Genomic DNA, 26,202 nt, shown 5'->3' with positions numbered 1-26,202 from the left:
ATTGCACACGCAATAAAGAAAACTATAATCCAAAATGTAACGACTACTAACGTTTGTAACATAAATCTTTGATTATTAATAAGTGACAGAATAAAGAAAGGACACCTATACTTTATTATATAGATGCCCTTTTTCTGTATTTGACAATCCTATATATTCTCAAATACCACTAACTAAGAAACCACTGATAATTATCATCACCATGTAAAGCGGAACATATACCCGTTGCAAGTTCTGTAGCATTATAGGCTCTATCCAAGAATGAATCGATATACGAATGGGTTTTGTTAGCACCTGTCAATAGATTGTACAATTTCCACATACTAATATCATTTCCCAAGCTCCCAAAGTTCTCATCATCGATATAAGCCCTAGCCACATTGTTAACCTGTGTATCAGTAAATAACATACGTGGAATTGCTTTTTGATACCCCTGTGGTAGACATTGATAAAGTCTCATTCTGCCAAGCAAGGTCACAAATTGGTGCTCATTCAGGTAAGAATCGCCAAGCGTTTGCAACAAATGTATGTTTTTGGCTGCATTGAAATTATTAAGTAGTTCCAATGTAGCCCTAAACAGTTCCTTTGTGCTCATTACTTTAATGTCGTCCTTATATCCGTCTGTGAAAACGCACATATTACAGCATACGGTATTCTTGAATGAAACCGCCAATCTGAATAACTCTGGGCTTTTCTTAGTTGCCAGATTCTCTCTATTCAAGGCACGAACGCCAACTATAGAAAGATTAAGCCTGTTGCCAGATACATCTTCATAGATAGATGGAATATCTATGGCAAAAGCGCATCTTTCGTAATATTGGGTAGTGTCAGCTTCCGTTAACAGGTTCTTTGGCTTGTTAACGGCTTCTGGTTTTCTTCCTTTTATCACATGGCTGCACCTTATATCTGGCTGCTCGATTTGTTCACCACTATAGAATGAGTTGGCAGCTTCCCAGACCGTTTCAATGAATTGCGGATGCGAAATAGTCAGTTCATTATCCTTGCTGAAAACTGGTATTACATTCTCATTCCTCAAATGGTCTAAAGTGACTTCTACAGAATTTGCTTCTATAAAGTGGTTTACTTTCTTGGGCTTTACTGGCTCTTCAATTATTACCGCTTCTTCTGCATATTCACCAAAGTTTCTACTAGTTCTCTGTACTGGCATAATCTGTAATGTTGATTCCATAATCTGTAATTTATTAAGTTAATATTAGAAATTCCTCTGTCTGAAAGCCAAGCAAGCCACAATCAGTATTAATAATCCAATAAAGAACTGTGGCACTAAGACTACTGGCACAATTAGAATTATTCCAAACGTCAATAAAATCTTTAAATTCTCCATACGCATAATAATAGATTAGTAAATAGTGTATTTAAGGACAAAATGAGGGCTTAACATGAAGTACTATTCATTCACTTTCCTTTGTGCATCTTTATATGTAGACATATACAAATCGTTGATAAGTCCGCATATTTCAGAAATTCAAAGCGTTTGTGGGCTGAATAGCAATTCATGCTATCTTTTCTTTTTCCTAATGATTGGTATGGGGGTGTTAGTAGTTTCACAAAAGCTTAGCGCACGATATACATCTAATACGCTCACTGACAAATCAAATATTTCACCTTATAGCTGTATAAAGTCTAAATAGAAAACACTTCTTGAATAAAAGGGAGGGGGGATAATAAAGCAATGGCAAACATAGGAATTATTCTTGTGCCTGATATGACAATTACCTACTATAGGAAAACGTATTTTATATATTTTTACATCAAATATTTGATAGTAATTGTTTATATGTCTATATTTGTGATATAATTTTAATATTTGCAACATTATGAAAAATAAGCTATTCATGTTCTTATGCGGAATGTTAGTTTGTTTCATTTCTGCATGTTCTGATGATGAACAAGAACAACCAACACAACCTAAAGAAACTCCCCAAGTAGTAAAAGATGTAGTAGAGGTTTTGGAAGAAACTGTTCCACAAGCCAGTGATTTTATTGAAGTTTTGAAACAAACCAATCTAACAGATGTCACGGCAGAAAAGTTGACTGTATTTGCTGTGAAGAATGAAATAACGACAAGAGCAAATGTAGATTTGGACACCGTTTCTGTGAAACGTCACATGGTCATTGGAAGCTATAAAAAAGAAGACTTGACAGATGGGCAGGAGCTCACATGTGTTAATGGAGACAAATTGCTAGTATCTAAAATTAGTGATGAAGTATCTGTTAATGGGGTTGTCATTACAGGAGAAGCAATACCTGTAGGTGACAGTTATATTTATATTGTTCCCAAAGTAATTCCAGAACGTGAAACAGCTCCAATATTACATGAAACAACATTTAAAGTCTGGAATTTATTAACCTATGATTATCTGCAAGAAAGGGAGCCGTTAGCGGAAGTTGTTATAAAAGTATTCAACAGTTCTAGGGAATCTTTAGGTGATTATGTTACAGACTCTTCTGGAGAAGTTATAATTAACCATGCTTCAGATACGATTTTCTATCAATTGGAGAAAAATGAATTTCAAATGTATGTGGATTACAATTGGGATGGTATGGTCACTAATGATGAATTGAAAGAAGGAGAAAATGTTTTGATTTATGATGGCAGCAACAACCAAATTACCCAAGAATGTTTTATGAAAGAAGCTAAAAGGCAGCCTGTACAAATCAATGAAGCACAAGAGCAATGGAAATCACAAATACGAAATTTCTATTATCAAAACCGTACACTAAATCAGCAACTGGCGTATGGATATGAAGAATTTTCTTTTGAATACATTGAACATAGTTCAGACAGCTATTGGCAAAATGCTTATAAAACAATAGAATTAGGGCTTCAATTACAAGAAACGGCAGCAAATGCAACTACTGATATAGAATTATGGAATACCCTTTCTCAAAATATAAAAATTGATTTGGGATTGGTCTATTGCGATATTTTAGGATATTATGGTCAGTTCATTTTCCAGAAATCACATGATAGTGAACCTACATCTGATACAAATGCCTTATTTGCTTATTTGGATGAATTGATAGAATATCTTCCCAGCAATTATAAAGGAGCTCCTCAAGCGATATCAGCACGGGCATGGCTAAATCAAACAGATTATCAAAGAGCATATCAAAAATGCAGGGAACTCATAGATGGAGGAAATTATAGTTTGTCTAGTGAAGATGTTTTTGCCACTACAGAGAACAAGGCTGTAATTTGGGGAGGCTACAACGATACTATTCCCCAGTTAAGCAAAGGCTCCTATTTTCATCCAATACGTTATGTAGAAGTGCTGTTAATGGCTGCTGAAACTGCAAATGAAATAGGGCAAAGGGAAGAAGCTATTGCATATCTCAATCAGATAGTATTGGCAAAAGGACAAGCTATTATAGCTCCTCAAGGTGCTACAACAGATGAGATTAGAGGATACATTCAAAAACTGTTTGAGCAAGAATTAAATAAAGAAGGACTGGAATATTCAACTTGGAGACGATGGGGAATTATTGATACCAAATTAAAAAATATCACTGGTTATAAAACTCACAACTCCTTGCTACCCGTTCCTAAAGAAGCGCTTGATAAATATCCTTCGCTAATAAAACAAAATGCAGGATATTAAAAATATGAGGTTGTAATTAAGGCTGTGTCAACAAGAAATAATGAAAATTCTGTTGGCACAGTTCTTTTTATGTAGATATATCACTTTCTCAATCTAAAGGGCGGGGGTATGATTTTAAGTACCTATATTTTTGAGTTGGGAATATACATAAAAAGCCCCAAACCTTATTAATGGTCTGGAGCTTTATTCTTGTCCTGTTCTGTCATATTGGTAGATTCTTATTCAAAGGTAAATATCATCTTGCCAAGTTCATACCCACTAACAGTTTTTCCATCTATCTTCCTGCTTGCCTTCTCCACATTGTAAAGAGTGCAATTCTCTATCAGAGTAGCTTTGGGGGATAACTTGATTCCCAATCTGCCAAACTCATCCTTCAACTTGTCTTTCAAGTCCTGATTGCTGATAAAGCCAGGCTGATATATAGCCAAGAAAACTTTATCAACTTGTTTCTTGTCCTCTACAGCTTTTAGCATCTTCTCCCTGTTCCATCTAAGAGTATTCATTTCAGATTCCTTCAAATATCTTTTGATTAGTGGAAATTCTGGATATTCCTGTTCATAAGATTCAGAAGGGGAATCCAGATAATCTTTTAGTAATTGCTCATAACTGACAGTCATTGCCTTTGCCAGTTTTATGTTGAAATCCTTCCATTTATTCTGGTTGGTAAGCTCAAATTTTTCTGATTGCATAAAACTGTCCCTGATGCTGATTCCATCCTTGTATGTCTTCCTTAGTGCCTGCTTATAAATGAAAGATTGTTTTTTCAGATTGTTATATACCATCCTGCCATTAATGATGGAGACTAGTTCAGTGTCTAAGTTCATCCTCTTAATATAGGTCTGTCTCTCTTCCTTATCCAACTTGCTCCATCCGCTTAGCAACTTGTCAGCTTCCTTCTCTTTATCCTGCATCACCATTTCAAACTCTTCATCGCTCATAACATTCTTATTGGTGGAGAACAGATGGACTATCACATTCCTAAAGATATTCTGGTATTCATCATTGATTCTGATTCTGCCTGCTATCTGTTCCATAGTAGTACTTATATCCACCAAAGTCTGTGTTCTGTATGCGTCACTGGCTACTATTATCAGCCCGTTATTGGTAAAAAGGTTGCATCCCTGAAAGCATTTCTTTGTAAAGAAATTAATCTTCTTATTGGGACTACTGACTGATTCAATCTGGTATTCGCCCAACAGTTTGTTATTTCTAATCCTGTCAGCACAGCATATTTTCACATCATCTGGATTCAGCTTCAACGTATCTGCTATCTGCTTGATACTGGTCACAGAATTGATGAAAATATATAGTTCTTCCACTTTACTGACATTGCCGTTTATGTCTGGGAGTGATATGCCTTCATCCAAAAATATCTGTATGAATCTAGCCAGTCCTTTGGTTAATTGCGTGACCTTATATCTAATAGGAGTTATTTTCGTCACTCCATTCCATTGGACTTTGTAATGTGGAAGCCGTTTCAGGAAATCTATCTCAAAGTCAAGGTCAATTGGAGTGGCAGACAAAAAAGAATAATGCCTGAACTTCTGTATTTCTTCCATCAAGCCATTAATTGCATCATATCTGAAATCCATGTCTTCCAAAATTAAATGGTATTCATCTACCAAGACTTTCCACCCTTCTGTACCGCTCAACCATCCAATTAATTTGGGCAGGCTGTCATAGGTCACGGCTATCTTATATGTGGTATTGTTTTTGATATATTTCCTGAACTGGTATTCTCTTACACCGCCATAACATTTGAATACTTCATACCTGTTATTCTTATCTGCTGCTATGCTATCCACCAAGTCCTTGAACGGACATACGATAATATAGTTGCTACTGCAATTTGCAGCCACATAAGTGCCGCCTACATCTGTCTTTGTCTTGTTCACGATTCCAAAAGGAATACCATCTTTAAATCTTTCTAATTCGCCCAAATATCGGGCATTGTCACCATTAATGATTTCTTGTTTCATTGTGTATAGATTAAGTTTAATTTATAAAATTGCAATCTATGTATTTAAAATATCTGACTTTAGATTAAGTTTAAGTAGGGTTATTTTTTTCTTCTTATATAGGGACGATTTGAAGAAAAACTCGTCCATAAGAATTATGCCATAAGCGTATCATTATGTCTGTAATTTTAGTATCTGACTGGCACATTCATTGATTTAGGAGATGACAGCATTGTAGTGAATGTATATCAGGGAGAGTTGGAGTAGAACAGGAAATCCATGACTTGATTTGTACCTGTATTAGTAAATGGCAGAAATGAGCTATACCCCCTATTTGAACGTTGGAATATGACCGCTTCAAATGCCAATAAGTTTTCAATTCCCATTACAGGCTTACATGGCAGTAGGTAATTGGACTTGGTTGCATATCCATTTGGGAATATATGCCAGTCTGATATGTATGAACACGAAAAGGGAGAACCGTTTTGCACAGTCCTCCCTTATACATTCTATTATCATCTCTCATAAAACACCTTATCACTACATTCATTAAAAGCTTTAGAGTCAACTACGTATCCTTCATTGGGACTATCTTTTATCAACTTTGGCAGCAATTCTAGAGTGATATTATACTCCCTTAGTTTGTTCATATTATCACAAATGCATTGTAACTCGTTTAAAATGAATGATTCACTTCCACATTCTACATAATGTGCACTTACCATGACATAGAAGTAAAATGCTCCAAAGCTTTCATAGATTTTATTATCTGATATGTGAAATGTCTTATTTTCTAATCCTACATCAATGAACTCTCTGAAACGTCTATCTTCCATCCACCATCTTATCTTATTATTAAAATCCGTTTTTAATTGATTAATCTCTTTCTCGTAATTCTCAATATCCAAACCATCTGGTTGTGCAGAAAGCTCATTCAAAATTCTTTCTGATATGATACCGAAATATTTGTCACACATGGCTTCATAATCATCACACAGTTCTTGAAGCATTTCTGTTGTTACTGGAATCCCCAACTTGGGAAACATACTAACAAAGTCGTTTAATTTATTTATATTCTCGTTAAATTTAGTCATTGATTTGTTAAAACGTTTAACATCAATGTGTCCAATTAATTGGGGGAGTCTATACGTTTTCATAGTTATTATTCGTGTTAGATTTATTATTGCTCATCTTGATGTAAACGGTGTAAACCTTGTTATCTCTTTGCTTGCGTTTCTTGGAATATCCATTGAGCTTAGCCCATATTCCAATCACTGTTTTGCTGTCCTTTACTTGGTGAGCCAATGCAAGCCTGCGTAGTTCTTCAAAGCTAAATTCCTGTTTGGTGTTCATTATTAGAAATTCATAAAATTGTTGATTCAATCATGCTCAAAGCATAAAACGATATGCACTATGCCATTCACGTTATTGGCGACAAGTCTTGGGTTGTAGATTGTCGTATTGGCGATGGATAGTATGAGATGCGGGAACAGCAAGTGCGATGCAAGTGCGTCCAGTTGCTCTGATACATATTCATCTGTCATGTAGTCTGGTAGTATAAAACTGTAGAGGTAAACCTTTACGTCCTTGTACCGCTGCATTTTGAGTTTGATAATCTCTCTCTTGTTTAAAATTGCTACTGGAATGTTTCTTAGGAAGTAGCTTGAACTTATCAATAGCATGTTCATTGCCATAAATTCATAAAATTAGGTATATAAAGAATGAATCTGTGTGCGGTGAGTGGCGTAAATTCAAATAGTGGTTTTCAGATATGTTTCAAGTGGGTAATTCAGTAGTTTCAGTGATACCACCCTTATCTCATGTTGGTAGTGCAAAGATACTGCACTTCGGTGAGGTGCCCAAACGCTTCGTAAACTTTCTTAAAACTTTGTGTTGAGAGCCTTATGAAGTGAAGATATGCCCTTTTCTGCTAGCTTGGTGGCAGGGTTGGAACTAAAAAATCATTCCTGTTCTGGTTTGTGATGTGGCAGATAGATTGTGTAAGTCTTGCCTTGTATCATTTTTCTCTTCTTGACGTATCGGTCAGAAGCCCAAAGTCCAATGTGCAGCCTTGTGTCCTTGATGCCATGCTCCAGTGCCATTTTACGAATGTCTGCGTAGGTCAGTTCTTTCATTTGAAGTAGATTTAGGTTTGTAGTGGTGAATCTGGGTGATGAGAAACTCGGTCATTTCTGACTTTCAATCACGTTGCAAAGGTATAAAGTCCCGACCGCATCACCAAACAACAAGTCGAAATTGTGGAATATTTGAGTTGAGGATGCGATAAAGCAAAAATTCTCCCCATAGCCGTAGCTGTTCGGGGAGAATATGATTGTCTCAGGGCTATTATAGGCTAAAAGTTCATAATCAAATTTTGTGTGAAATAGGTATAGGCTGTCTATTGTTGTTTATGTGTCATCTTTATTTAAGCCTAACTACTATTCCCATTAGAATAAGCCTGTTAAGTATCTTTCTTGTTTTTAAAGAGGCTATACCAACTTGAAAGGTACCTTCTGTTTTATCCAGCCATTTTAACTCATCATTAGTAAGGTCAAATTTAGTTATATCTACATCTCTATCAATTGCGTAATACTCCAGTTCTACTTTTTCGTTGTCATTTAATAGTGGATTGGTTAATAGGTTGAGAGGCTCTTTAGTTGTCTCTTTATTATTAAGTTCCTCTTTTTTATCAACTTTATCAATAACTAACTTTAACAGTAATTCTGGACGTTCTTTTTGAAGAGCTTCAAACATTACCCTGTATTTAGTACCTACTTTGGATTTATCATAGTGCTGTATCGTTTCTATTTTCTTATGACCTGTATAACGTCCTATTTCGTGGTAATGCCATCCACGTAATGATAACATTGTAACAAATGTATTTCTACCTGTGTGGCTGCAAATACATTCGTGTCTTTCTCTTGTAATAGTATAGGCTTTGCTTTTGTCTATATGGTCAAAAAAAAGCTCTTCACTTCCTTTAATGCCTGCTTTTTGGGCTATTATTTTAATTCTTTCATTTAGTAGCTTATTGCTAATGTTTGGTAGCTTATAGTCATATTTTTGTACTATTTCTAATGCCATTTCAAATAGTATATCTACTTGAATAGGGGCTTTATTCTTATCTTGTACAAGGTTGATGTATGTTCTGCCATCTTTATGTATGATGTTGTTGGTTACTTTGTTTACATCACTAAAGCGTTGTCCTGTTGTACATTCTAATAAAAATAAGTCTCTTATTTGCTCATCCTTTTCAGTTTCACATTGGTAATTGTGTAATAAATAGATTTCATCTTCTGTTAAGGCTATTTTATTATCGTTTTTTGTCTGCTTTATAGGTGTAACTACTATATCTATAAATTGTGACTTAGAAATAATTTCATTGGCTACCAAATATTTATTTATTGACCCTAATAAGTTGGAAACTATTTTATTTAATGTTGCTGGGGATGCTGTTCCATCCTCATTTTTACCCTCAACATTCTCAATTAACCATTCTTGGAACTCCCTAAACAGTTTTGTGTTTAGCTCTGAATAACTATTCAATACCCTACCATTTAAAAAGCTCTCAAATTTTTCAACCTCTCTTACTCTATTTTCCCTTGTAGCGTCAGTGAATGATATATCATTATAGATGTAGTCTTTTAATGTTTGGGGTATATTCAATGCTTCTTTTATCTCTTTCATAATTTGTCCTTTGTAGATATAATGTTTTAAAGTATCTTTATTCATCTCAATTTGCCCGCAATTTACTAAATATTTGTATTCGTCAAATCTTTGATTATATATTTTGATTTGGTTATTAAGAATCATATTATTATCAGATTCTAGTTTGGGAAGTAGTTTACTTACTTTAGCTTTATTCTTCTCCCATTGATTGGGGTACACCTTACATCTTGTAGATATACGTACCTGTTCGTTTTTGATTCTTACTATAAAGTAAACCATTGTTGGTTTTGTCCCTTTAGGTTTTACTAGGTTATAGTAGGGTGTTATCTCTTGGATAAAACATTGTTTGATTTCATTGTTTGAAACCATTGTTTCAGCTTTCTTAATAGAATCATTGTTTAGTGTTTTAGGTTGCATAATAGGACGCTATTAAGCGTATGAGCATAAAAAAAGGCACACAGCAATAACTGTGTACCTTATTTGTGGAGCGTACGAGACTCGAACTCGTCACCTTAACACTGCCAGTGTTACGCTCTAGCCAGATGAGCTAACGCCCCTTTTTTGTCTTATATGATAACGTTTGTAAACGAATCCTTTTTGTTGGCGCAAATATAATGCAATATTCTGAAATAATTGCTATGTTTGCGGTAAATAATTAGTTTGAAATTTAAGATATGCTGATTTATAATACAACTTTTCAAGTGGACGATGACGTTCACGACAATTTTCTGATTTGGATAAAAGAGAGTTACATCCCTGAAGTACAGAAACACGGTGCGTTGAAGGCACCCCGCATTTGCCGGATATTGAGTCATCGGGAAGAAGGAAGTGCGTATTCTTTGCAATGGGAGGTAGAAAGCAGTGGATTATTGCATCGCTGGCATTTGGAACAGGGGGTGCGACTGAATGACGAACTGGCAAAAATATTTAAAGATAAAGTGGTCGGATTTCCGACCTTGATGGAGGTGATAGAGTGATTCAACCGGTAAAAGAAAAGATAATCCTGGGGATTGACCCCGGTACGACAATCATGGGATATGGGGTTTTAAGGGTGAGAGGAACCAAACCCGAAATGATTGCGATGGGGATTATCGACTTGCGTAAATTTGCCAATCACTATCTGAAACTTCGTCATATCCATGAACGGGTATTGAGTATTATTGAAAGTTATCTACCGGATGAGTTGGCTATTGAAGCACCTTTCTTCGGTAAAAATGTGCAATCGATGTTGAAGTTAGGTCGTGCACAAGGGGTAGCAATGGCAGTAGCTTTGAGCCGCGACATTCCAATCACCGAGTATGCCCCTTTGAAGATAAAAATGGCTATCACCGGAAATGGGCAGGCATCAAAGGAACAAGTTGCGGATATGTTGCAGCGGATGCTCCGGTTTTCAAAAGAAGATATGCCTACCTTTCTGGATGCAACGGATGGCTTGGCAGCAGCCTATTGTCATTTCCTGCAAATGGGGCGACCGACAATGGAGAAAGGGTATAGTAGTTGGAAGGATTTTATTGCGAAGAATCCGGATAAAGTGAAATAAAGCATTTGATTATAAGGGGTTATAGATATAAGGTGAAGTATCACAGGGGAGGTCTGAGATGAAGATGGGAAATAATTATTTAGCAATATTAGGTGTGACTACAGTGACAACAGTGATGAGTTGTTCTCCTGCGAAAAAGGAGTATACTTCTTTTGAATTATATCCGATTCGTACGGGAAGCCTTACAGAAATGGAATATACGCCGTCGGCAACCAAATTCTTCCTTTGGTCACCAACAGCAGAAGAAGTGCGCCTTATGCTTTATGATGCGGGTGAGGGTGGGCATGCCTACGAAACGGTGAAGATGGAACCCGGAGAGGATGGAACCTGGGTGACTACAGTAGATAAAGACCTGCTCGGCAAATTTTATGCTTTCAATGTAAAAATCAACGATAAATGGCAAGGGGATACTCCGGGAATCAATGCTCACGCTGTAGGAGTGAACGGGAAGCGTGCTGCTATCATCGACTGGAAGACTACCAATCCGGAGGGGTGGGAGAGTGACCGACGTCCTTCTCTGAAATCTCCTGCTGATATGATTATCTATGAGATGCATCATCGTGACTTCTCTGTCGATTCTACTTCGGGAATAAAGAATAAAGGCAAATACCTTGCACTGACTGAACATGGGACGGTGAATTCTGGCAATCAACCAACAGGTATCGATCATCTGATAGAACTCGGAGTGACACACGTGCATCTTCTTCCTTCCTCTGATTATGCCTCTATCGACGAAACAAAATTAGATGAAAACCACTATAATTGGGGATATGATCCAGCGAATTACAATGTGCCGGATGGTTCTTATTCAACTGATCCTTATCAGCCTGCCACTCGTGTGAAAGAGTTCAAGCAGATGGTACAAGCACTGCATAGAGCCGGAATTAGGGTAATAATGGATGTGGTTTACAATCACACTTTCAATACGCTTGAAAGTAACTTTGAGCGTACCGTTCCCGGCTATTTTTACCGTCAGAAAGAAGACGGCACATTGGCAAATGGTTCAGGATGTGGCAATGAAACGGCTAGTGAACGACCTATGATGCGTAAGTTCATGATAGAGTCCGTTCTATATTGGATAAAAGAATATCATATTGACGGCTTCCGTTTTGACTTGATGGGAGTGCATGATATTGAAACAATGAACGAGATTCGAAAAGCAGTCAATAAAGTCGATCCTACTATTTGTATCTATGGAGAAGGTTGGGCGGCCGAAGCTCCTCAATATCCGGCAGATTCATTGGCGATGAAAGGAAATATTTCCCATATGCCCGGAATTGCTGTTTTCTCGGATGAATTGCGTGACGGGCTTTGCGGCCCTGTATGGAAAAAGGAGGAAGGGGCTTTTCTTGCCGGGGTTCCGGGGGGAGAAATGAGTGTAAAATTCGGAATTGTTGGAGCTATCAAGCACCCGCAAGTACGCTGTGATTCCGTAAATTATAGTCAGAAACCGTGGGCGGAACAGCCTACCCAGATGATTAGTTATGTTTCCTGCCATGATGGTTTGTGTCTGGTGGATCGATTGAAGGCAAGTATGCCGGGAGCTACTCCTGAACAGTTGGTTCGACTTGATAAATTGGCACAAACGATAGTCTTTACTTCACAGGGAATTCCTTTTATCTATGCAGGTGAAGAAGTGATGCGTGATAAACAAGGGATAGACAACAGTTATAAAAGTCCGGATGCCATCAATGCCATTGATTGGAGACGCAAAACGACGAACGGAGATGTTTTTACATACTATAAACGGCTCATTGAGCTTCGTAAATCTCATCCGGCTTTCCGTATGGGAAATGCAGAAATGGTCCGGAAACATCTGGAGTTCCTTCCGGTTGAAGGACAAAACCTGATTGCGTTCCGACTCAAAGAGCGTGCGAATGGAGATAGCTGGGAAGATATTATCGTAGCCTTTAATTCCCGTACGACTCCTGCACGACTGGAAGTTCCTGTTGGCAAATATACGGTAGTATGCAAAGACGGAGTGATAGATGTGCGTGGATTGGGTACGCAAACCGGACCGGAGGTGATTATTCCTGGTCAGTCTGCGTTGATTATGTACAAGTAAATTTCACTCTTGCGGAACGTCCGGTTGTTCTTTATATTCTGTAGGTGAGATTCCGTAAAAGTCCCGGAATGTATTGGAGAAATGAGAGAGGTTGGAAAAACCTGTGGCATATGCGACTTCCGAGATACTCAAGTTTTTTTCACGCAGCAGATTGGCTGCCTGTTTCAGTCTGATGGAACGAATAAAGTCACGTGCAGACTGATTTGTCAATTCTTTTAATTTACGGTGCATATGTACGCGACTCATACCAACATTGGATGCCAACATCTCTACATTAAGGGCAGGATCAGCAAGATGATCGTTGATGGTTTTCATCACTTTATTCATCAGTATTTCATCGTTGGATTTCATTTCTATTTTTACAATTTTCTCTTCTACTTGTTTTTCACCGACGAGTTTGCTACGTAATCTTTCCCTGTTAGCTATCAGGTTGCTGATAGTCGTGCGTAGAAGTTCGGTATTGAAAGGTTTTATGACATACGCATCTGCTCCGATTTCCAATCCTTCAATCTGGTCTTCGGCTTTTGATTTGGCGGTTAATAATATAATAGGTATATGGTTTACGTTGATGTTTTGTTTCATTTTTCGGCAAAGGGTAATTCCGTCCATTTCCGGCATCATGACATCACTGATTACCAAATCCGGCTTCTCCTTTAAGATGTTTTCCAATCCTTCCTTACCATTCGTACACTCACTGATGCGGAAATCAGTATCCAGTTCGCTGCGTATGTAGCGACGTATTTCGTCATCATCTTCCACTATTAAGACACGATAGCGCGTTTTGGCTTTTGGTTTTCTATATTCGTTAGCTTTTGTTTCCTCTTCTTCTGTTTCATATAAAGAGTCTTTGGGAAGTTGAGAGATGGTCAGTTCGCTTCCGGTTTCTTCCGGATTCTCCAGTTCATCTGCTTTCAGGTGATTACTACCTAGTGGCAGACGGATGATGAAACGGGTTCCTTGTCCGTCCTCCCGGTTTTCTGCCTTAATGATACCATGGTGTAGCTCTACTAATGACCGCGAAAGATGTAATCCGATTCCTGTACCGAAATTCGACTGCGTCATATCGTTGTTAATCTGATAGAAACGCTCGAATATTTGTTCTATCTTGTCTTTATCGATACCAATTCCGTTATCGGTAATGTCAATTTCGAAGTAATCTTTTAAAGCACCCCGGTAAGTATCATTATGACCTGTTTTTAATAATACCTCGATATTCCCTCCTTCACGTGTATATTTGAAAGCGTTGGAAAGAACATTCATTAATACTTTGTCAAAGTTGTTTAAATCAATCCAGACTTTTAGAGAACGGGTATCTTTCAGCTTTTTCTCGAAAGTAAATGTGATATTCTTTTTTTGAGCTTGATAGTTGAAGGTCTGCATCAAATCATTGATAAATCCTACGATATCTGTTTCCCGGAATTTAAGATGCATCTGCCCTTTATCCAACTTTCGTATATCCATCAATTGGTTGATAAGGCGTAGAATACGTTGGGCATTCCGGTAAATCATGAGATAAACCGATTGTTTATCGGAATGTTCGGCCAATAGCTTTTCCAATGGACTGATGATGAGAGTCATCGGAGTACGTATCTCGTGTGAGATATTAATGAAGAATTGTAATTTAGCTTCATTGATCTGTTCCATGTGTTTTTGTCGCATCACTTCTTGCCGGTGGCGGATGCGTGACAGGATGTACATAGTGAGGGCATAGATCAATAATACTCCAAGACATCCCCAGAACACTTTAGCCCACCAGGTTTGATACCAAGGTGGGGTGATGACGATAGTAACTGTGCGGATATTAGAGAAATTATTATGGTCACGTGCCTGTACGGAAAAGGTGTATTTCCCTGGTTTCAGGCTACTATAGGTCACCCGGTTTGTTCCCGGTTGTGTACTGATCCATTCGTCTCCTAATTCCTTTATTTTATATTGATAACTGATCCGTTCCGGATTGCTGAATTCTAATACGGAGAAATCAATGCTGAATGTATTTTCATTATATGCCAATGTAAATTGTTCTGTATCCATAACTGCAGCATCTGTGATAATATTATTACCGGATTTATCACCTTTCTTCACTGGGCGGTTACCAATGTAGAAGCCGGTAATCAATACATTCATTTCTTTTTTAATTTCAGTGATATCTTGGGGGTGGAAGGCAGTCACTCCATTGGTACCTCCAAAGAATATTTTGCCGCGTTTATCTTTAAATACAGCGGTGCGGGTAAACTCATTACCTTGTAAACCGTCACCAGCATAGTAGTTAATAAACTTCTTTTCTTGAGGGGTCAGTTTAGAGATACCTTGGTGGGTACTGATCCAGATGTTCTTTTCCTCATCTTCGGCCAAACCACAAATAATATCACTGGGGAGACCGTCGGCAGTAGTGAAAAGCACAGGTACTAATTTGTCTTTATTCAGGCAGACCAGCCCTTCCGATGTTCCGGCCCAAATATCTCCGTTGGTACTTTCTAATAAACTGTAAACTACATATCCGGGGAGGAGATTGTTTTGCTTTTTATAATTGATAAAATTGTCCGTTTGAGGATTGAGTACTGCCAGTCCCTTGTAATTACCTATCCATATCATTCCTTCTTTGTCTTCGAGCAGACAACTAATCCAATCGTTTGGAAGACGATTGATACTCCAGTCGTCGTTTTCATTGCGGGTAGACTCGTAATAGGTGACATGTTGCGTTGGCAGATTTATTTTGTACAATCCGGAACCATAGGTCCCTACCCACAGATTCTTATCTTTATCTTCAATGATGCAGGAAACCTTCGGTTTGCCTGCGCTAAGATTACCTTGTAAAAGTGAGGTGGCATCCTGACATACTCCGGTTTGCTTATTCATCCGGGCTAAGCCATCGAAGTAAGATCCGAGCCAAAGTTCCCGGTTAGAGTCTTCATAAAGACATAGAATTGTTCCGGGGACTGAATGGATGTTACCTGCCTGATGGGTGTAGTGACGCAATTGTTTTCCCTGCTCGTTTATAGCATACAACCCGTCATTATCTGTGCCTATCCAGATTGTCGCTTGTTCATCTGTATGAATGGCCATGACACAACTGGAGCCGATGGTATTGTTATGTATCGATTTATAGCCATAGTAATCGAACTTGTTTGAAATGCCGGGCACCAGTATCAAACCCTTCTGGAAGATACCCAACCATAAGTTATGATCTTTATCTTCGATTAATGAATGAACTTTGGATTTGGAAAAATCAAAGGGACCGGCATTAATTTCGCTGTCCACAATAGTATTTTGTTGAGGCTGGTATTCTTTTACTCCTTCACCATCCGTTCCTATAAATAGTTTTCCCCGGGTGTCAAGGATAAGAGTCCGGATATTCAGGTTCATACGGTTTTGATAGGGAACCGGTTCGAAATCTCCTTCCTGCCTGGCCGATAATTTGAAAAGCCCTTTGGTTAGAGTTCCTACAAAGATTTGCCCGTGAGTGTCTTCACAAATGGCAGAAACATCATCACCTATTATATTATGAGGAGCTTTGTAACTTTTAAGCTCTTTACTTTCCGGTGAGTAACGGTAAAGTCCTTTTTCTTCAGTAGCAATCCATAAATTCTGCCGGGAATCTTCAAATATTACGTTCAGGTAGTTACTCCCCATTCGTTCTGTCAGTTCGGTTTCGATATGGAAAGAAGTGGGGTGACTGTCTTTCTTCAGTGATATGGCCCCTTGTCCGGAAGTCGCTATCCAAAGATCTCCGTTCCGCCGTTCAATAATGGAAGTTATATGTGGGTTCTTTCGTCCATCTTTTCGAGGGATAAATAATTCATGAAAACTATCAGTGGCACGGTCATATCGTTGTAGCCCATTAATGCAACCGATCCAAAAATTACCGCGGCTATCTTCGAATAATGTTCGTACATAGTTGTTTTTCAGGCTAGTGCTATCTATGGCATTATGTCGATAAATAGAGAAACGTGTTCCATCGAATTTATTGAGTCCGTTTTCAGTAGCTATCCAAATAAAACCTTTCCTGTCCTGATACACAGCATTAATTAAACTGTTGGAAAGTTCTTTGTCGGTTGAATAGAATCTGCCGGTTTGTGCTTTCATTACAGGAGTACCTCCTATCAGGAAGCAGTATATAGAAAAAAGGAGTAAGATTTGTGCCTTCATATTCATATAAGCAAGGGTTATTTCCGCTTTTTGCATAGACAAAGATAATATATTAAATTAAAAAGAGTATTAGCTTTGTTACTTTTCCTTTTACTGATGTTACGCATACCCCCCTTCTAAAGAGCTTCTGGAAAGGGTATGTAACGAGTGTGCAATAGCCTGTAACGTACATGCAAATGCATGTAACCGCCTGTCAATTGCTTGAAACAAAATCTCCACCTTTGCTTGATATATTATCCATAAATTTGTATTAGTCAAAAAAAAGAATTGTTGGACACCTTAAAATAATAACTGCGTATGAAAACATGAATCTTTTTTCTATTCCTTATTATATAAGAGAGAGAAACCTAAAACTTGGATTAACCACTATCATTATTAATTTAAAAAATGATTTTATGGAAAGCACAAATCATTATTTCCGACCGTTAGGTCTTATTATTCTTTTCTGCCTCTTCCCTATATGGGGATTGGCACAGACTGTTGCCGTGACGGGAGTGGTCAAAGATGCATCGGGCGAACCGATTATCGGAGCTAGTGTAGTAGAAGCTGGTACTACCAATGGTATAGTTACCGATTTGGATGGTAACTTTAAGTTGAATATATCAGCTAAAGGTAGCCTGAAGATTTCTTTTATTGGTTATCAGACACAAACAATTCCTGTAGCTGGGAAAAAACAGTTTGATGTTATTTTAAAAGAGGATGCAAAAGCATTAGATGAAGTAGTTGTAGTTGGATACGGTCAGATGAAACGTAGTGACCTGACTGGTTCCGTAGTATCGGTCAATGATGAAGCCATTAAAAAGTCTGTAGTGACTTCCATTGACCAGGTACTACAAGGACGTGCTGCCGGTGTGCAGGTACAAGCCAATAGTGGTATGCCCGGAGGTAGTTCTTCTATACGTATTCGTGGTATCAATTCGTTGAATGCCTCCAATGAGCCTATCTTTGTCATTGATGGCGTTATCATTGATGGCTCTACAGGCTCGGGAAGTGATAATGCCCTGGCATCTATTAACCCTTCCGATATTGTTTCTATGGACGTTTTAAAGGATGCTTCTGCTACTGCTATCTATGGTGCGCGAGCTGCAAACGGTGTAATTATGATTACTACCAAGCGTGGGCAAAAAGGCGAGGCGCAAATAACATATGACGGGTATATAGGTTGGCAGGAAATGCCCAAAAAACTGGATATGCTGAATCTGCGTGAATATGCAGAACATAAGAATGTTCGTTCTGGCAAAGACTATTCAGGAAACGATTGGGGAATTGTAAACAAAGATAATAATTTTATTCGTCCGGATTTATTGGGTGATGGTACAGATTGGCAGGATGAAATGTTTTCTAAAGCCATGATGACCAGTCATAACCTTTCTGTTACCGGAGGAACCGATAAAAGTAACTATGCTTTAGGAGCAGGTTATCTCAATCAGGACGGTATTGCCATCGGTTCGGGTTTCAGACGTCTGAACTTACGGGGGAGTTTTGATGCACAAGTGAAAACGTATCTGAAAATGGGTATTAATTTCGCATTTAGTAATTCTCGTCAGAAGTTGACAGTGTCTGATGAGTCGTTGATTAGAACTGCTTTGTTACAGAGTCCGAGTGTTGCTGTTCGTAATGCGGAAGGCACATTCGACGGACCGGATACAGACGAGTGGGTACAGACCAATCCGGTAGGGCTTGCCATGATAAAGGATAACCGTAATGAGAAAATGGGTATCCGTGCAAATACCTACGCTGAAGCTACTATCATTGACGGACTGACATTTAAAACAGAATTGTCTTTTGATTATGGTGTGACTAATACGTATAAATTTGATCCTTCATATACTTTTGGCGCGATTGAAAATACAGATCGTCAGGGTACTTTCTCCAAGTCATATAATAAATTCTGGAGTTGGAGAAATATTGTAAATTATATGAAGACTTTTGGCGTACACAATGTGAATGCGATGATTGGTCAGGAAATGCAGGAAAGTAAATGGGAATATCTGATGGGAAGTCGTATGGGATATTTATCTAATGCAGCAACTGACTTGACATTAGGTGATGCTGCAACGGCTAAGAATAACGGTAATAGCGGAGAAAGTTCAATTTTGTCTTACTTCGGTCGTTTGTTCTATTCGTATGATGACAAATATCTGCTTACCTTTACTCTTCGTCGTGATGGTTCTTCCAAATTTTACAAAGATAATCGTTGGGGATGGTTTCCGTCAGCAGCGTTGGCATGGAAAGTCTCCAATGAATCATTTTTGAAGGACAACAATATTATTAATAATCTAAAACTCCGTTTAGGATGGGGTGTTGTAGGTAATCAGAATGTGCCCAATAATGCTTACAAAGCTATTTATTCATCCGTAGCTACTGTTTGGGGAACTGGATTACTGGCTGGTAATACTCCTAATCCTGAATTGAAGTGGGAGTCAACTTATTCAAGTAATCTCGGACTTGATATTAATCTTTTCCAGAACAGAATAGAATTGATCGCTGATATTTATTACAAGAAGACTAATGACTTGTTGTTACAAGTGCCTCTGCCTGCTTATGTCGGAACTTCCGGTCAGGGATCCACTTCCGCGCCTTGGAAGAATGTAGGCTCTTTGGAAAATAAAGGAATTGAATTGACTTTAAATACTGTGAATATCGACAAAGGCGGATTCCAATGGAGGAGTAATGTAGTATTCTCAATGAATCGTAATAAAGTGAAATCACTGGATACAGCGACCAGTTTGATAGATAAAAGTAATCAGACTGGTGAAACGATAACAGTACTGACTCGTACATCAGTAGGAAACCCTATCGGGCAGTTTTATGGTTATAAAGTGATTGGGCGCTTTGAAAAGGCAACAGATTTTTATTATAAAGATGCTTCTGGAGCTGTCAAGCCGGTAGCGTTGCCCGAAGGTATGTCTATCTCTAAAAATAGTGTATGGATTGGTGATTATATCTTTGAAGATGTAAATAAAGACGGAGTTATCAATGAACAAGACCGTACTTATATAGGTAATCCTGAACCGGACTTTACTTTTGGCTTTGGAAATACTTTCTCTTATAAAGGTTTTGATTTGAGCATTAACCTGACAGGATCAGTAGGTAATGAAGTCGTAAACTGGGGACGTCGTGAACTGGAAAACCCACGTGGTAACAATAATATTCTGAAATCAGCTTTAGACTATGCACAGTTGGCTTTGATTGACCCGAATGGTCCGGATGATTACCGGAATATACAGATTGTGGGAGGCGACCCTTATGCTTGCCGTATGGCTATTGCTAAAGGCACGGATGATTCTAATTACCGTTTTAGCGACAGATTTGTAGAGGATGGTTCTTTCCTGCGTATTCAGTCTATTTCTTTCGGATATACATTTCCACGTAAATGGCTGGCACCGATTGGTATTCAGAATCTGAAACTTTATTGCAATCTGCAAAATGTATATACCTTCACGAAATATAAAGGTATGGATCCGGAAATCGGTTCTGCTAATCAGGATGCATTGCTGACAGGCTTCGATAACTATCGTTATCCTTCTCCGCGAATTTATACATTCGGTCTGAATTTAACCTTTTAATCATTTAAAGTGACTAAATATGAAAACAAGTAAATACATATACTCTTTCATGTTGGCTGTGGCTTTAGCGTTCACAGGATGCAGTGACTTCCTCGATTCTGAAGATAACTCCAATATTGCAGGAGACAACTTTTATCAAACGGAAGATGACTTCCGGGCAGCAACGGCACCTTTGTATAATAAAGTGTGGTTCGACTTTAACGATAAGTTCTATTATGGACTGGGTGACGGACGCGGATTCAATCTTTGTGCAACTACCTCTAATTATGTCTATCCTTTTGCCGACTTGACAGAAACCGGATTGACGGGACCATTGGTTTCAGCTTGGGGGGCATTATATAATGTTGTGCAGCAAACCAATAAGATTATTAATGGAATTAAAGGGAATTCATCCAATAGTGAAGAAGTGAAGAATCCATATATAGCTGAAGCACGATTTATGCGTGGGGTTGCTTATTCCTATTTGGCGATGTTATGGGGGAATGTTATTATTAATGAGAACACGGATGAACTGGTAGCCAATCCGATTGTGAATACCAGTCCGGTTAGTGATGTTTATGAGTTTGCAATACGTGATTTAGAGTTTGCCGCTAAATATTTGCCGGAAGTTTCTTCCGCTGCCGGACGTGTAAATAAATACAGTGCATTTGGAATATTATCACGTGTTTATCTGACGTATGCTGGCTACAGTAGTAACCCTAATAGTGCGACCCGTAACCAGAATTATTTGGATTTGGCAAAGAAAGCAGCTTTAAAGGTGATAGAAAATAGAAATTTTGAATTGATGACTGATTATGCCGATCTGTTTATGATTGACAATAATAACAATTCAGAAACATTGTTTGCCTTGCAATGGGTTAGTAACGGAACGTATGGAGAATGTAACACGATACAGGATTATTTCGCTTGCGAATCGGCTATCACTGGTAATGACCGTGCATGGGGTGGTTATGTTTTTGCACAACCAGACGTGATTTGGGAGTATGAAAAAGGGGATAAACGACGTCAGCCGACTTGGATGGCTTATGGCGACTACTATCCTGAAATACAAAAGGCAACCGGAGGATATACCTGTGAGAAGAAAGCATCGGGTACTGTTTCCGGAATCTATTGTAAGAAATACGTTTGTGGTTCCAGTAAAGATAATGCGAAGATCACTTCCGGTAGTACTCCTATCAATACTTATATGTTGCGCCTGGCAGAAGTATATCTGATTTATGCAGAGGCTGTATTAGGAAATAACCCTTCAACGGATGATGCTGATGCAATGGAGTATTTTAATAAGGTACGTAAACGTGCCGGGCTGGAACCTAAAAGTTCTATTTCTTATGAAGATATTCGTCGTGAACGTAGACTGGAACTCTGTCTGGAAGGACAATATTGGTACGATTTGGTGCGTAGAGCTTACTATAAACAGCAGGAAGTACTAAATTATATCACAGGACAGGATAGAGGTACTGCTATTCCTGTTATCTGGGACTCGGAGACACAAACGTTGAAGAGGGATGAAGATTCGGATGAGACCAAGCGTGCTATTGGAGATGTTGATTCCAGTATATTCCTCCTTCCATATCCGGAATCGGAGACGGTACAAAATCCTTTGCTGAAAGCAGATCCTGTTCCTTACGTATTTAAGGAAGACAGAATAACCGATTTGTTTAACTAAAAACGAGAATACGAATGAAAAGTTTGATATATAAAAACAGCATAAAGGCCTTTGGCTTATTGGTGAGTCTGCTCATCTGCTCTTGTTCATTTGTTTCGTGTGATGACGACGATGATAATAACGGAGGAAGTTCTGTAATGAGTATTACGGGAATTTATTTGGAAGATGCAAAGTCTGATGTTCCTGACCGTTTGGTTGATTTTGCCCGTTTGGGGCAACTGATACGAATTGAAGGTGAAGGATTCAACGGATTGAAGAAGGTGTATATTAATGGATATAACTGCTATTTTAATCCGGTGTTTGTTTCGAATAAATCTTTTCTGGTTAGTGTAAACAGTAAAGTTCCTACAACAGAGGCAGACGAGAATGTACGTAATACGATTCGTCTGGTGAAAGATGGGGGTGAATATGTTTATGATTTCCAGATTCGTGCTGCTGCACCGTCTATAACAAAAATATCCAACTGTATGCCGAATGTGGGTGAGCCTGTTATTGTCTATGGAACTGGATTGACGGAAATAGCAAAAGTTGTCTTTCCCGGAGGTGTGGTGGTAACAGATGATATAATCTCTGATCCTGACGGTGAATATTTTATGGTAGACATGCCTGCCGGAGTTTCTGATGAAGGAGGTGCTATTTTCGTGGAAGGTTCTAATGGTGGTGCTTATTCTCCTGCTTATTTCAATTATAAGAAAGGCTTGTTGTTGAACTTTGATGGAGTGGGTGCGCAAGGAGCATGGGGCGATGCTGAAAGTATGATTCAAACAACTGAATTAGAATCAGCTTCGATTGGCGAAGGAAATGTGTCGCAAGGTGCTTATTGCCGCTTACCGTTGGAAAGACAGTTGCCGATAGCTGCGGCGAAAAATCGTTGTGCTGAAGTTTGGACAGCCGGTAATGGCACTGATCCTGACTGGCTGACGCTAGGTGTTCCTGCTGAAACTCCTGTTGCCGAATGTGCTATTCAGTTTGAAATTTATGTTCCTGAACCTTGGTCTGAATCCGGATTCTTAAAGATATGTGGTCAGAACGGATTCAACGGCGGAGAATGGGAGAGAGATTGTTACAATTATGTTCCATGGATTGTAGATGGAAAAATCGTTCCATTCCAGACAACCGGTTGGCAGACTGTAACTGTTCCGTTCAGTGAATTCTATAAATCGAAAGCATCTAGTGGAGCTTGGGTTACTTTTGCCGATGTGGCTGCTACTCGTGCGTCTGCTTCTTATGCTAACTTCGGTTTCTATTTTGAAAATTCAGATATCACACTGGATAAGATTACGGGTGCAAGCTCGGATAAAGAAACAGAATTTCTGTCCAAAGCTACTTCTGTGAAAATTTATATTGATAACTGGCGTGTCGTGCCTTTGACGAAGCCGGACTATACAGATTTCCCAGATAACGGAGAAGACGCAGAATAATAATGACTTTAAATTGAAACGATTATGAAATACAGAAATATGCTTCCGTTTGTTGCTTTGTCAGTTCTCATATTGACATCGTGCGACGATAATAAAATGGAGTGGTATAAGGACCCGGCACATGGAGCGATTACTTCTTCCGAACTACCTTTGCAGTTGGCTGAAAAAATTTCTCGCTACAAACCATTGAAAGAATACTTATCCGATCCCAACTTTAAGTTGGGTATTGGAGTAGGGATGGATGAATATCTTGGTGACGAGACAACGACCAATATCGTAAATGAAAACTTTAATGACTTAACGATTGGTTATGCTATGAAACATGGACCTATGGTCGATTCTAAAGGCAATTTGAAGTTTGATAAGGTCGACCAGTTGTTTACCAAGACGACAGAAGCCGGTATCAGCATTTATGGTCACTGTCTGGTTTGGCATTCTAACCAGAATGCGAATTATCTGAATAGCTTGATAGCGCCGGAGGTTATTCCGGGACCGGCTGGAAGTAATTTATTAGATTTATCCGGCATCGAAGATGGCACTTTTGATGGTTGGAATCGTAAGAATGGAAGTGATGCCATGTCTGTTGTGGAAGGAGAAGGATTGACGCCAACTTCCAAAGCGCTGAAGTTTGCGGTAGGATCATCTGTAACAGCATCTCATTCTGTACAATTATATACTCCAGACATATCTGCAGTAAGCGGACATAATTATGAAATTTCATTTTTTGTCCGTTCGGATGAATCAGGGAAAGCTAGGTTGACCTTTAGTGGATTGGAGAATAACTATCCATATAAAGACTGGTATGCCACAGGTGGTAATTGGACGGAAGCTTTTGAAACGACATCTCAATGGCAACAGGTTAAAATTACTGTGAATGATTTTACGAGTACTACATTTCAATTTGCATTTGAATTTGGCTATTTACCAAATGTGACTTATTATGTAGACAATATTGTAGTGACAGATAAAGATGCGGAGCCTACGGTTGTAAATCTCATTAGTAATGGTGACTTTGAAAGTAAGACCATTAGTCCATGGGGAGCCTGGAGTAGTGGAAAGGCTGTTATTTCGGAAGAAGGTGAAGGGTATGGAAGTTCATACTCGATGAAACTGACTAGCTCTGTTGATGGGGGAGCTGGCAATGCATATAAGGCACAGGCCGGATATGGTCTTGATACTCCTTTGGAAGTGGGCAAGACTTATGAATTCTCTGCGATGATTAAAGCAAGTGTTTCAACAGTTTTCCAGATTCAAATTCAGAATTCAACCAGTTATGCAGGTGAATGTTATGTAGATGGAAGTGTGAGTGCGACTTGGACAGAGTTTAAGAAAGAATTTACAGTGTCTAAAGAGGATATGAATCGTCTATGCATCAATTTCGGAGTTAGTGCAGGTGATTATTATTTTGATAATATTGTATTATCGGAAAAAGTGATGGAGACACGTTCTATTACCCGCGCTTCCGGTCCTACTATTATCGAAAAGACCGATGAACAAAAAGCTGAAATCATTAGAGATGCGATGGAAGACTGGATTTCTAAGATGGTCACTCATTGCAAATCCCACGTTCATGCATGGGATGTAGTTAATGAACCGATGGATGACGGAAAAACATCAGATATTAAGAGTGGTAAAGACAAAACTGATTTGGCATCTGATGAATTCTATTGGCAGGATTACTTCTTAACTCCGAAAGATTATGCGGTAGAAGCCTTTAAACTTGCGCGTCAGTATGGAAACCCGAATGACAAACTATTCATTAATGATTATAATCTGGAGTATAACCTCAATAAATGCGATGGTCTGATTAAATATGTAGAATACATTGAAAGCAAAGGGGCCAAAGTAGATGGTATTGGTACACAAATGCATATTGCTATTGATTCCAATAAAGACAATATCGCTCAAATGTTCCAGAAACTGGGTGCTACCGGTAAGCTGATAAAAGTATCCGAGTTGGATATCAAGGTTAATACATCGTCGCCCACTACTGAAAATCTGGCACAGCAGGCAGAAATGTATCAGTATGTAATTGATATGTATAAAAAGTATATTCCAGTGGATAAGCAATATGGTATCACCATTTGGGGAGTATCAGATAATGAAAAAGAACATGTGAATTGGATACCGAATGATGCTCCTAACCTTTGGGATGCAAACTATGCCCGCAAGCATGCTTACAAAGGAGTAGCCGACGGTTTGGCTGGCAAAGACGTCAGCGAGGACTTTACCGGAGATTTGCAATAAATGATTTTATAACATAAAAGAGGGAGAAAGTAAGGATTACAGTAGCTGGTATCATCTTAAAATAGATAGAATGAATAACAATAACTACTGTGATCCGCTCTTTCTAAATCCTTCATTTTCCTCCTATTCATCGGCAATCTCAATTTGGGTGTAACATTACGACAAGTATTTGTAACATACGTAAACGATGATGTAACAAGCGACTAATGATTTGAATCAAAAATTCTGGGTAAGCGGAGAGAAACTTCCTAAGTTTGCAAAGTGGAATTCAGGACGGATTGTTTCTCTTTCCGGATTA

Annotated in this window: 15 protein-coding genes and 1 tRNA gene; 8 read left to right on the top strand and 8 right to left on the bottom strand. The window is 38.6% G+C overall.

Features of this window, described 5'->3' with window-relative positions:
• Positions 1 to 169: 169 nt before the first annotated feature.
• A complete protein-coding gene (locus GD631_RS19985) occupies positions 170 to 1,189 on the bottom strand; it encodes a DUF3871 family protein (RefSeq protein WP_143259419.1) in 1,020 nt (339 codons plus the stop codon).
• A gap of 649 nt (positions 1,190 to 1,838) precedes the next feature.
• On the opposite strand from GD631_RS19985, the gene GD631_RS19980 reads away from it, so the two are divergent.
• A complete protein-coding gene (locus GD631_RS19980) occupies positions 1,839 to 3,623 on the top strand; it encodes a RagB/SusD family nutrient uptake outer membrane protein (RefSeq protein ID WP_143259420.1) in 1,785 nt (594 codons plus the stop codon).
• Positions 3,624 to 3,841: 218 nt separating this feature from the next.
• On the opposite strand, the gene GD631_RS19975 is transcribed toward GD631_RS19980, so the two are convergent.
• From GD631_RS19975 to GD631_RS19950, 6 genes are all read right to left on the bottom strand, one after another.
• Positions 3,842 to 5,602, bottom strand: a complete 1,761-nt coding sequence (locus GD631_RS19975) for a DEAD/DEAH box helicase family protein (RefSeq protein WP_143259421.1) — start codon at positions 5,600 to 5,602, stop codon at positions 3,842 to 3,844.
• 494 nt (positions 5,603 to 6,096) lie between these two features.
• Complete coding sequence (locus GD631_RS19970; protein ID WP_143259422.1) at positions 6,097 to 6,738, bottom strand: hypothetical protein; 642 nt, start codon at positions 6,736 to 6,738, stop codon at positions 6,097 to 6,099.
• Positions 6,725 to 6,934 carry a hypothetical protein gene (locus tag GD631_RS19965; protein WP_143259423.1) on the bottom strand — a complete coding sequence of 70 codons (210 nt, stop codon included), beginning with the start codon at positions 6,932 to 6,934 and terminating at the stop codon, positions 6,725 to 6,727. Before GD631_RS19965 ends, GD631_RS19970 begins: the two co-directional genes overlap by 14 nt.
• A gap of 608 nt (positions 6,935 to 7,542) precedes the next feature.
• Positions 7,543 to 7,716, bottom strand: a complete 174-nt coding sequence (locus tag GD631_RS19960) for a hypothetical protein (protein ID WP_185911519.1) — start codon at positions 7,714 to 7,716, stop codon at positions 7,543 to 7,545.
• Between the two features lie 286 nt (positions 7,717 to 8,002).
• Positions 8,003 to 9,667 (bottom strand): tyrosine-type recombinase/integrase, encoded by a 1,665-nt coding sequence (locus tag GD631_RS19955; protein WP_143259424.1) that lies wholly within the window; start codon positions 9,665 to 9,667, stop codon positions 8,003 to 8,005.
• Between the two features lie 66 nt (positions 9,668 to 9,733).
• A tRNA-Ala gene (locus GD631_RS19950) sits at positions 9,734 to 9,807 on the bottom strand.
• Between the two features lie 117 nt (positions 9,808 to 9,924).
• Here GD631_RS19950 and GD631_RS19945 point away from each other — a divergent pair.
• From GD631_RS19945 to pulA, 3 genes are read left to right on the top strand one after another with little or no spacing between them, the layout of a single operon-like run.
• Positions 9,925 to 10,227, top strand: a complete 303-nt coding sequence (locus tag GD631_RS19945) for a DUF4286 family protein (RefSeq protein ID WP_143259425.1) — start codon at positions 9,925 to 9,927, stop codon at positions 10,225 to 10,227.
• Positions 10,224 to 10,790 carry a crossover junction endodeoxyribonuclease RuvC gene (ruvC, locus tag GD631_RS19940; protein ID WP_143259426.1) on the top strand — a complete coding sequence of 189 codons (567 nt, stop codon included), beginning with the start codon at positions 10,224 to 10,226 and terminating at the stop codon, positions 10,788 to 10,790. Before GD631_RS19945 ends, ruvC begins: the two co-directional genes overlap by 4 nt.
• Positions 10,791 to 10,848: 58 nt before the next feature.
• On the top strand, positions 10,849 to 12,855 hold the full coding sequence (gene pulA, locus GD631_RS19935) for a type I pullulanase (RefSeq protein WP_143259427.1): 2,007 nt from the start codon (positions 10,849 to 10,851) through the stop codon (positions 12,853 to 12,855).
• Positions 12,856 to 12,858: 3 nt separating this feature from the next.
• Here pulA and GD631_RS19930 read toward each other — a convergent pair whose 3' ends face one another.
• A complete protein-coding gene (locus GD631_RS19930; protein ID WP_143259428.1) occupies positions 12,859 to 17,007 on the bottom strand; it encodes a hybrid sensor histidine kinase/response regulator transcription factor in 4,149 nt (1,382 codons plus the stop codon).
• 389 nt (positions 17,008 to 17,396) lie between these two features.
• Between GD631_RS19930 and GD631_RS19925 the strand changes: the two genes are divergently transcribed.
• The 4 genes from GD631_RS19925 to GD631_RS19910 are packed head-to-tail and all read left to right on the top strand — an operon-like array spanning position 17,397 to position 25,904.
• A complete protein-coding gene (locus GD631_RS19925) occupies positions 17,397 to 20,570 on the top strand; it encodes a SusC/RagA family TonB-linked outer membrane protein (protein ID WP_143259429.1) in 3,174 nt (1,057 codons plus the stop codon).
• Between the two features lie 19 nt (positions 20,571 to 20,589).
• Entirely contained in the window at positions 20,590 to 22,236 is a 1,647-nt protein-coding gene (locus GD631_RS19920) for a RagB/SusD family nutrient uptake outer membrane protein (protein ID WP_143259430.1), read from the top strand.
• A gap of 14 nt (positions 22,237 to 22,250) precedes the next feature.
• Positions 22,251 to 23,657 carry a glycan-binding surface protein gene (locus GD631_RS19915; RefSeq protein WP_143259431.1) on the top strand — a complete coding sequence of 469 codons (1,407 nt, stop codon included), beginning with the start codon at positions 22,251 to 22,253 and terminating at the stop codon, positions 23,655 to 23,657.
• A 24-nt stretch (positions 23,658 to 23,681) separates the two neighbouring features.
• Positions 23,682 to 25,904, top strand: a complete 2,223-nt coding sequence (locus tag GD631_RS19910) for an endo-1,4-beta-xylanase (RefSeq protein WP_143259432.1) — start codon at positions 23,682 to 23,684, stop codon at positions 25,902 to 25,904.
• Positions 25,905 to 26,202 lie beyond the last annotated feature (298 nt).

Source organism: Bacteroides luhongzhouii (assembly GCF_009193295.2).
Classification (GTDB): domain Bacteria; phylum Bacteroidota; class Bacteroidia; order Bacteroidales; family Bacteroidaceae; genus Bacteroides; species Bacteroides luhongzhouii.
Note: the sequence above shows the minus strand (reverse complement) of the source record. Positions and strands in the feature narration are given on the sequence as shown.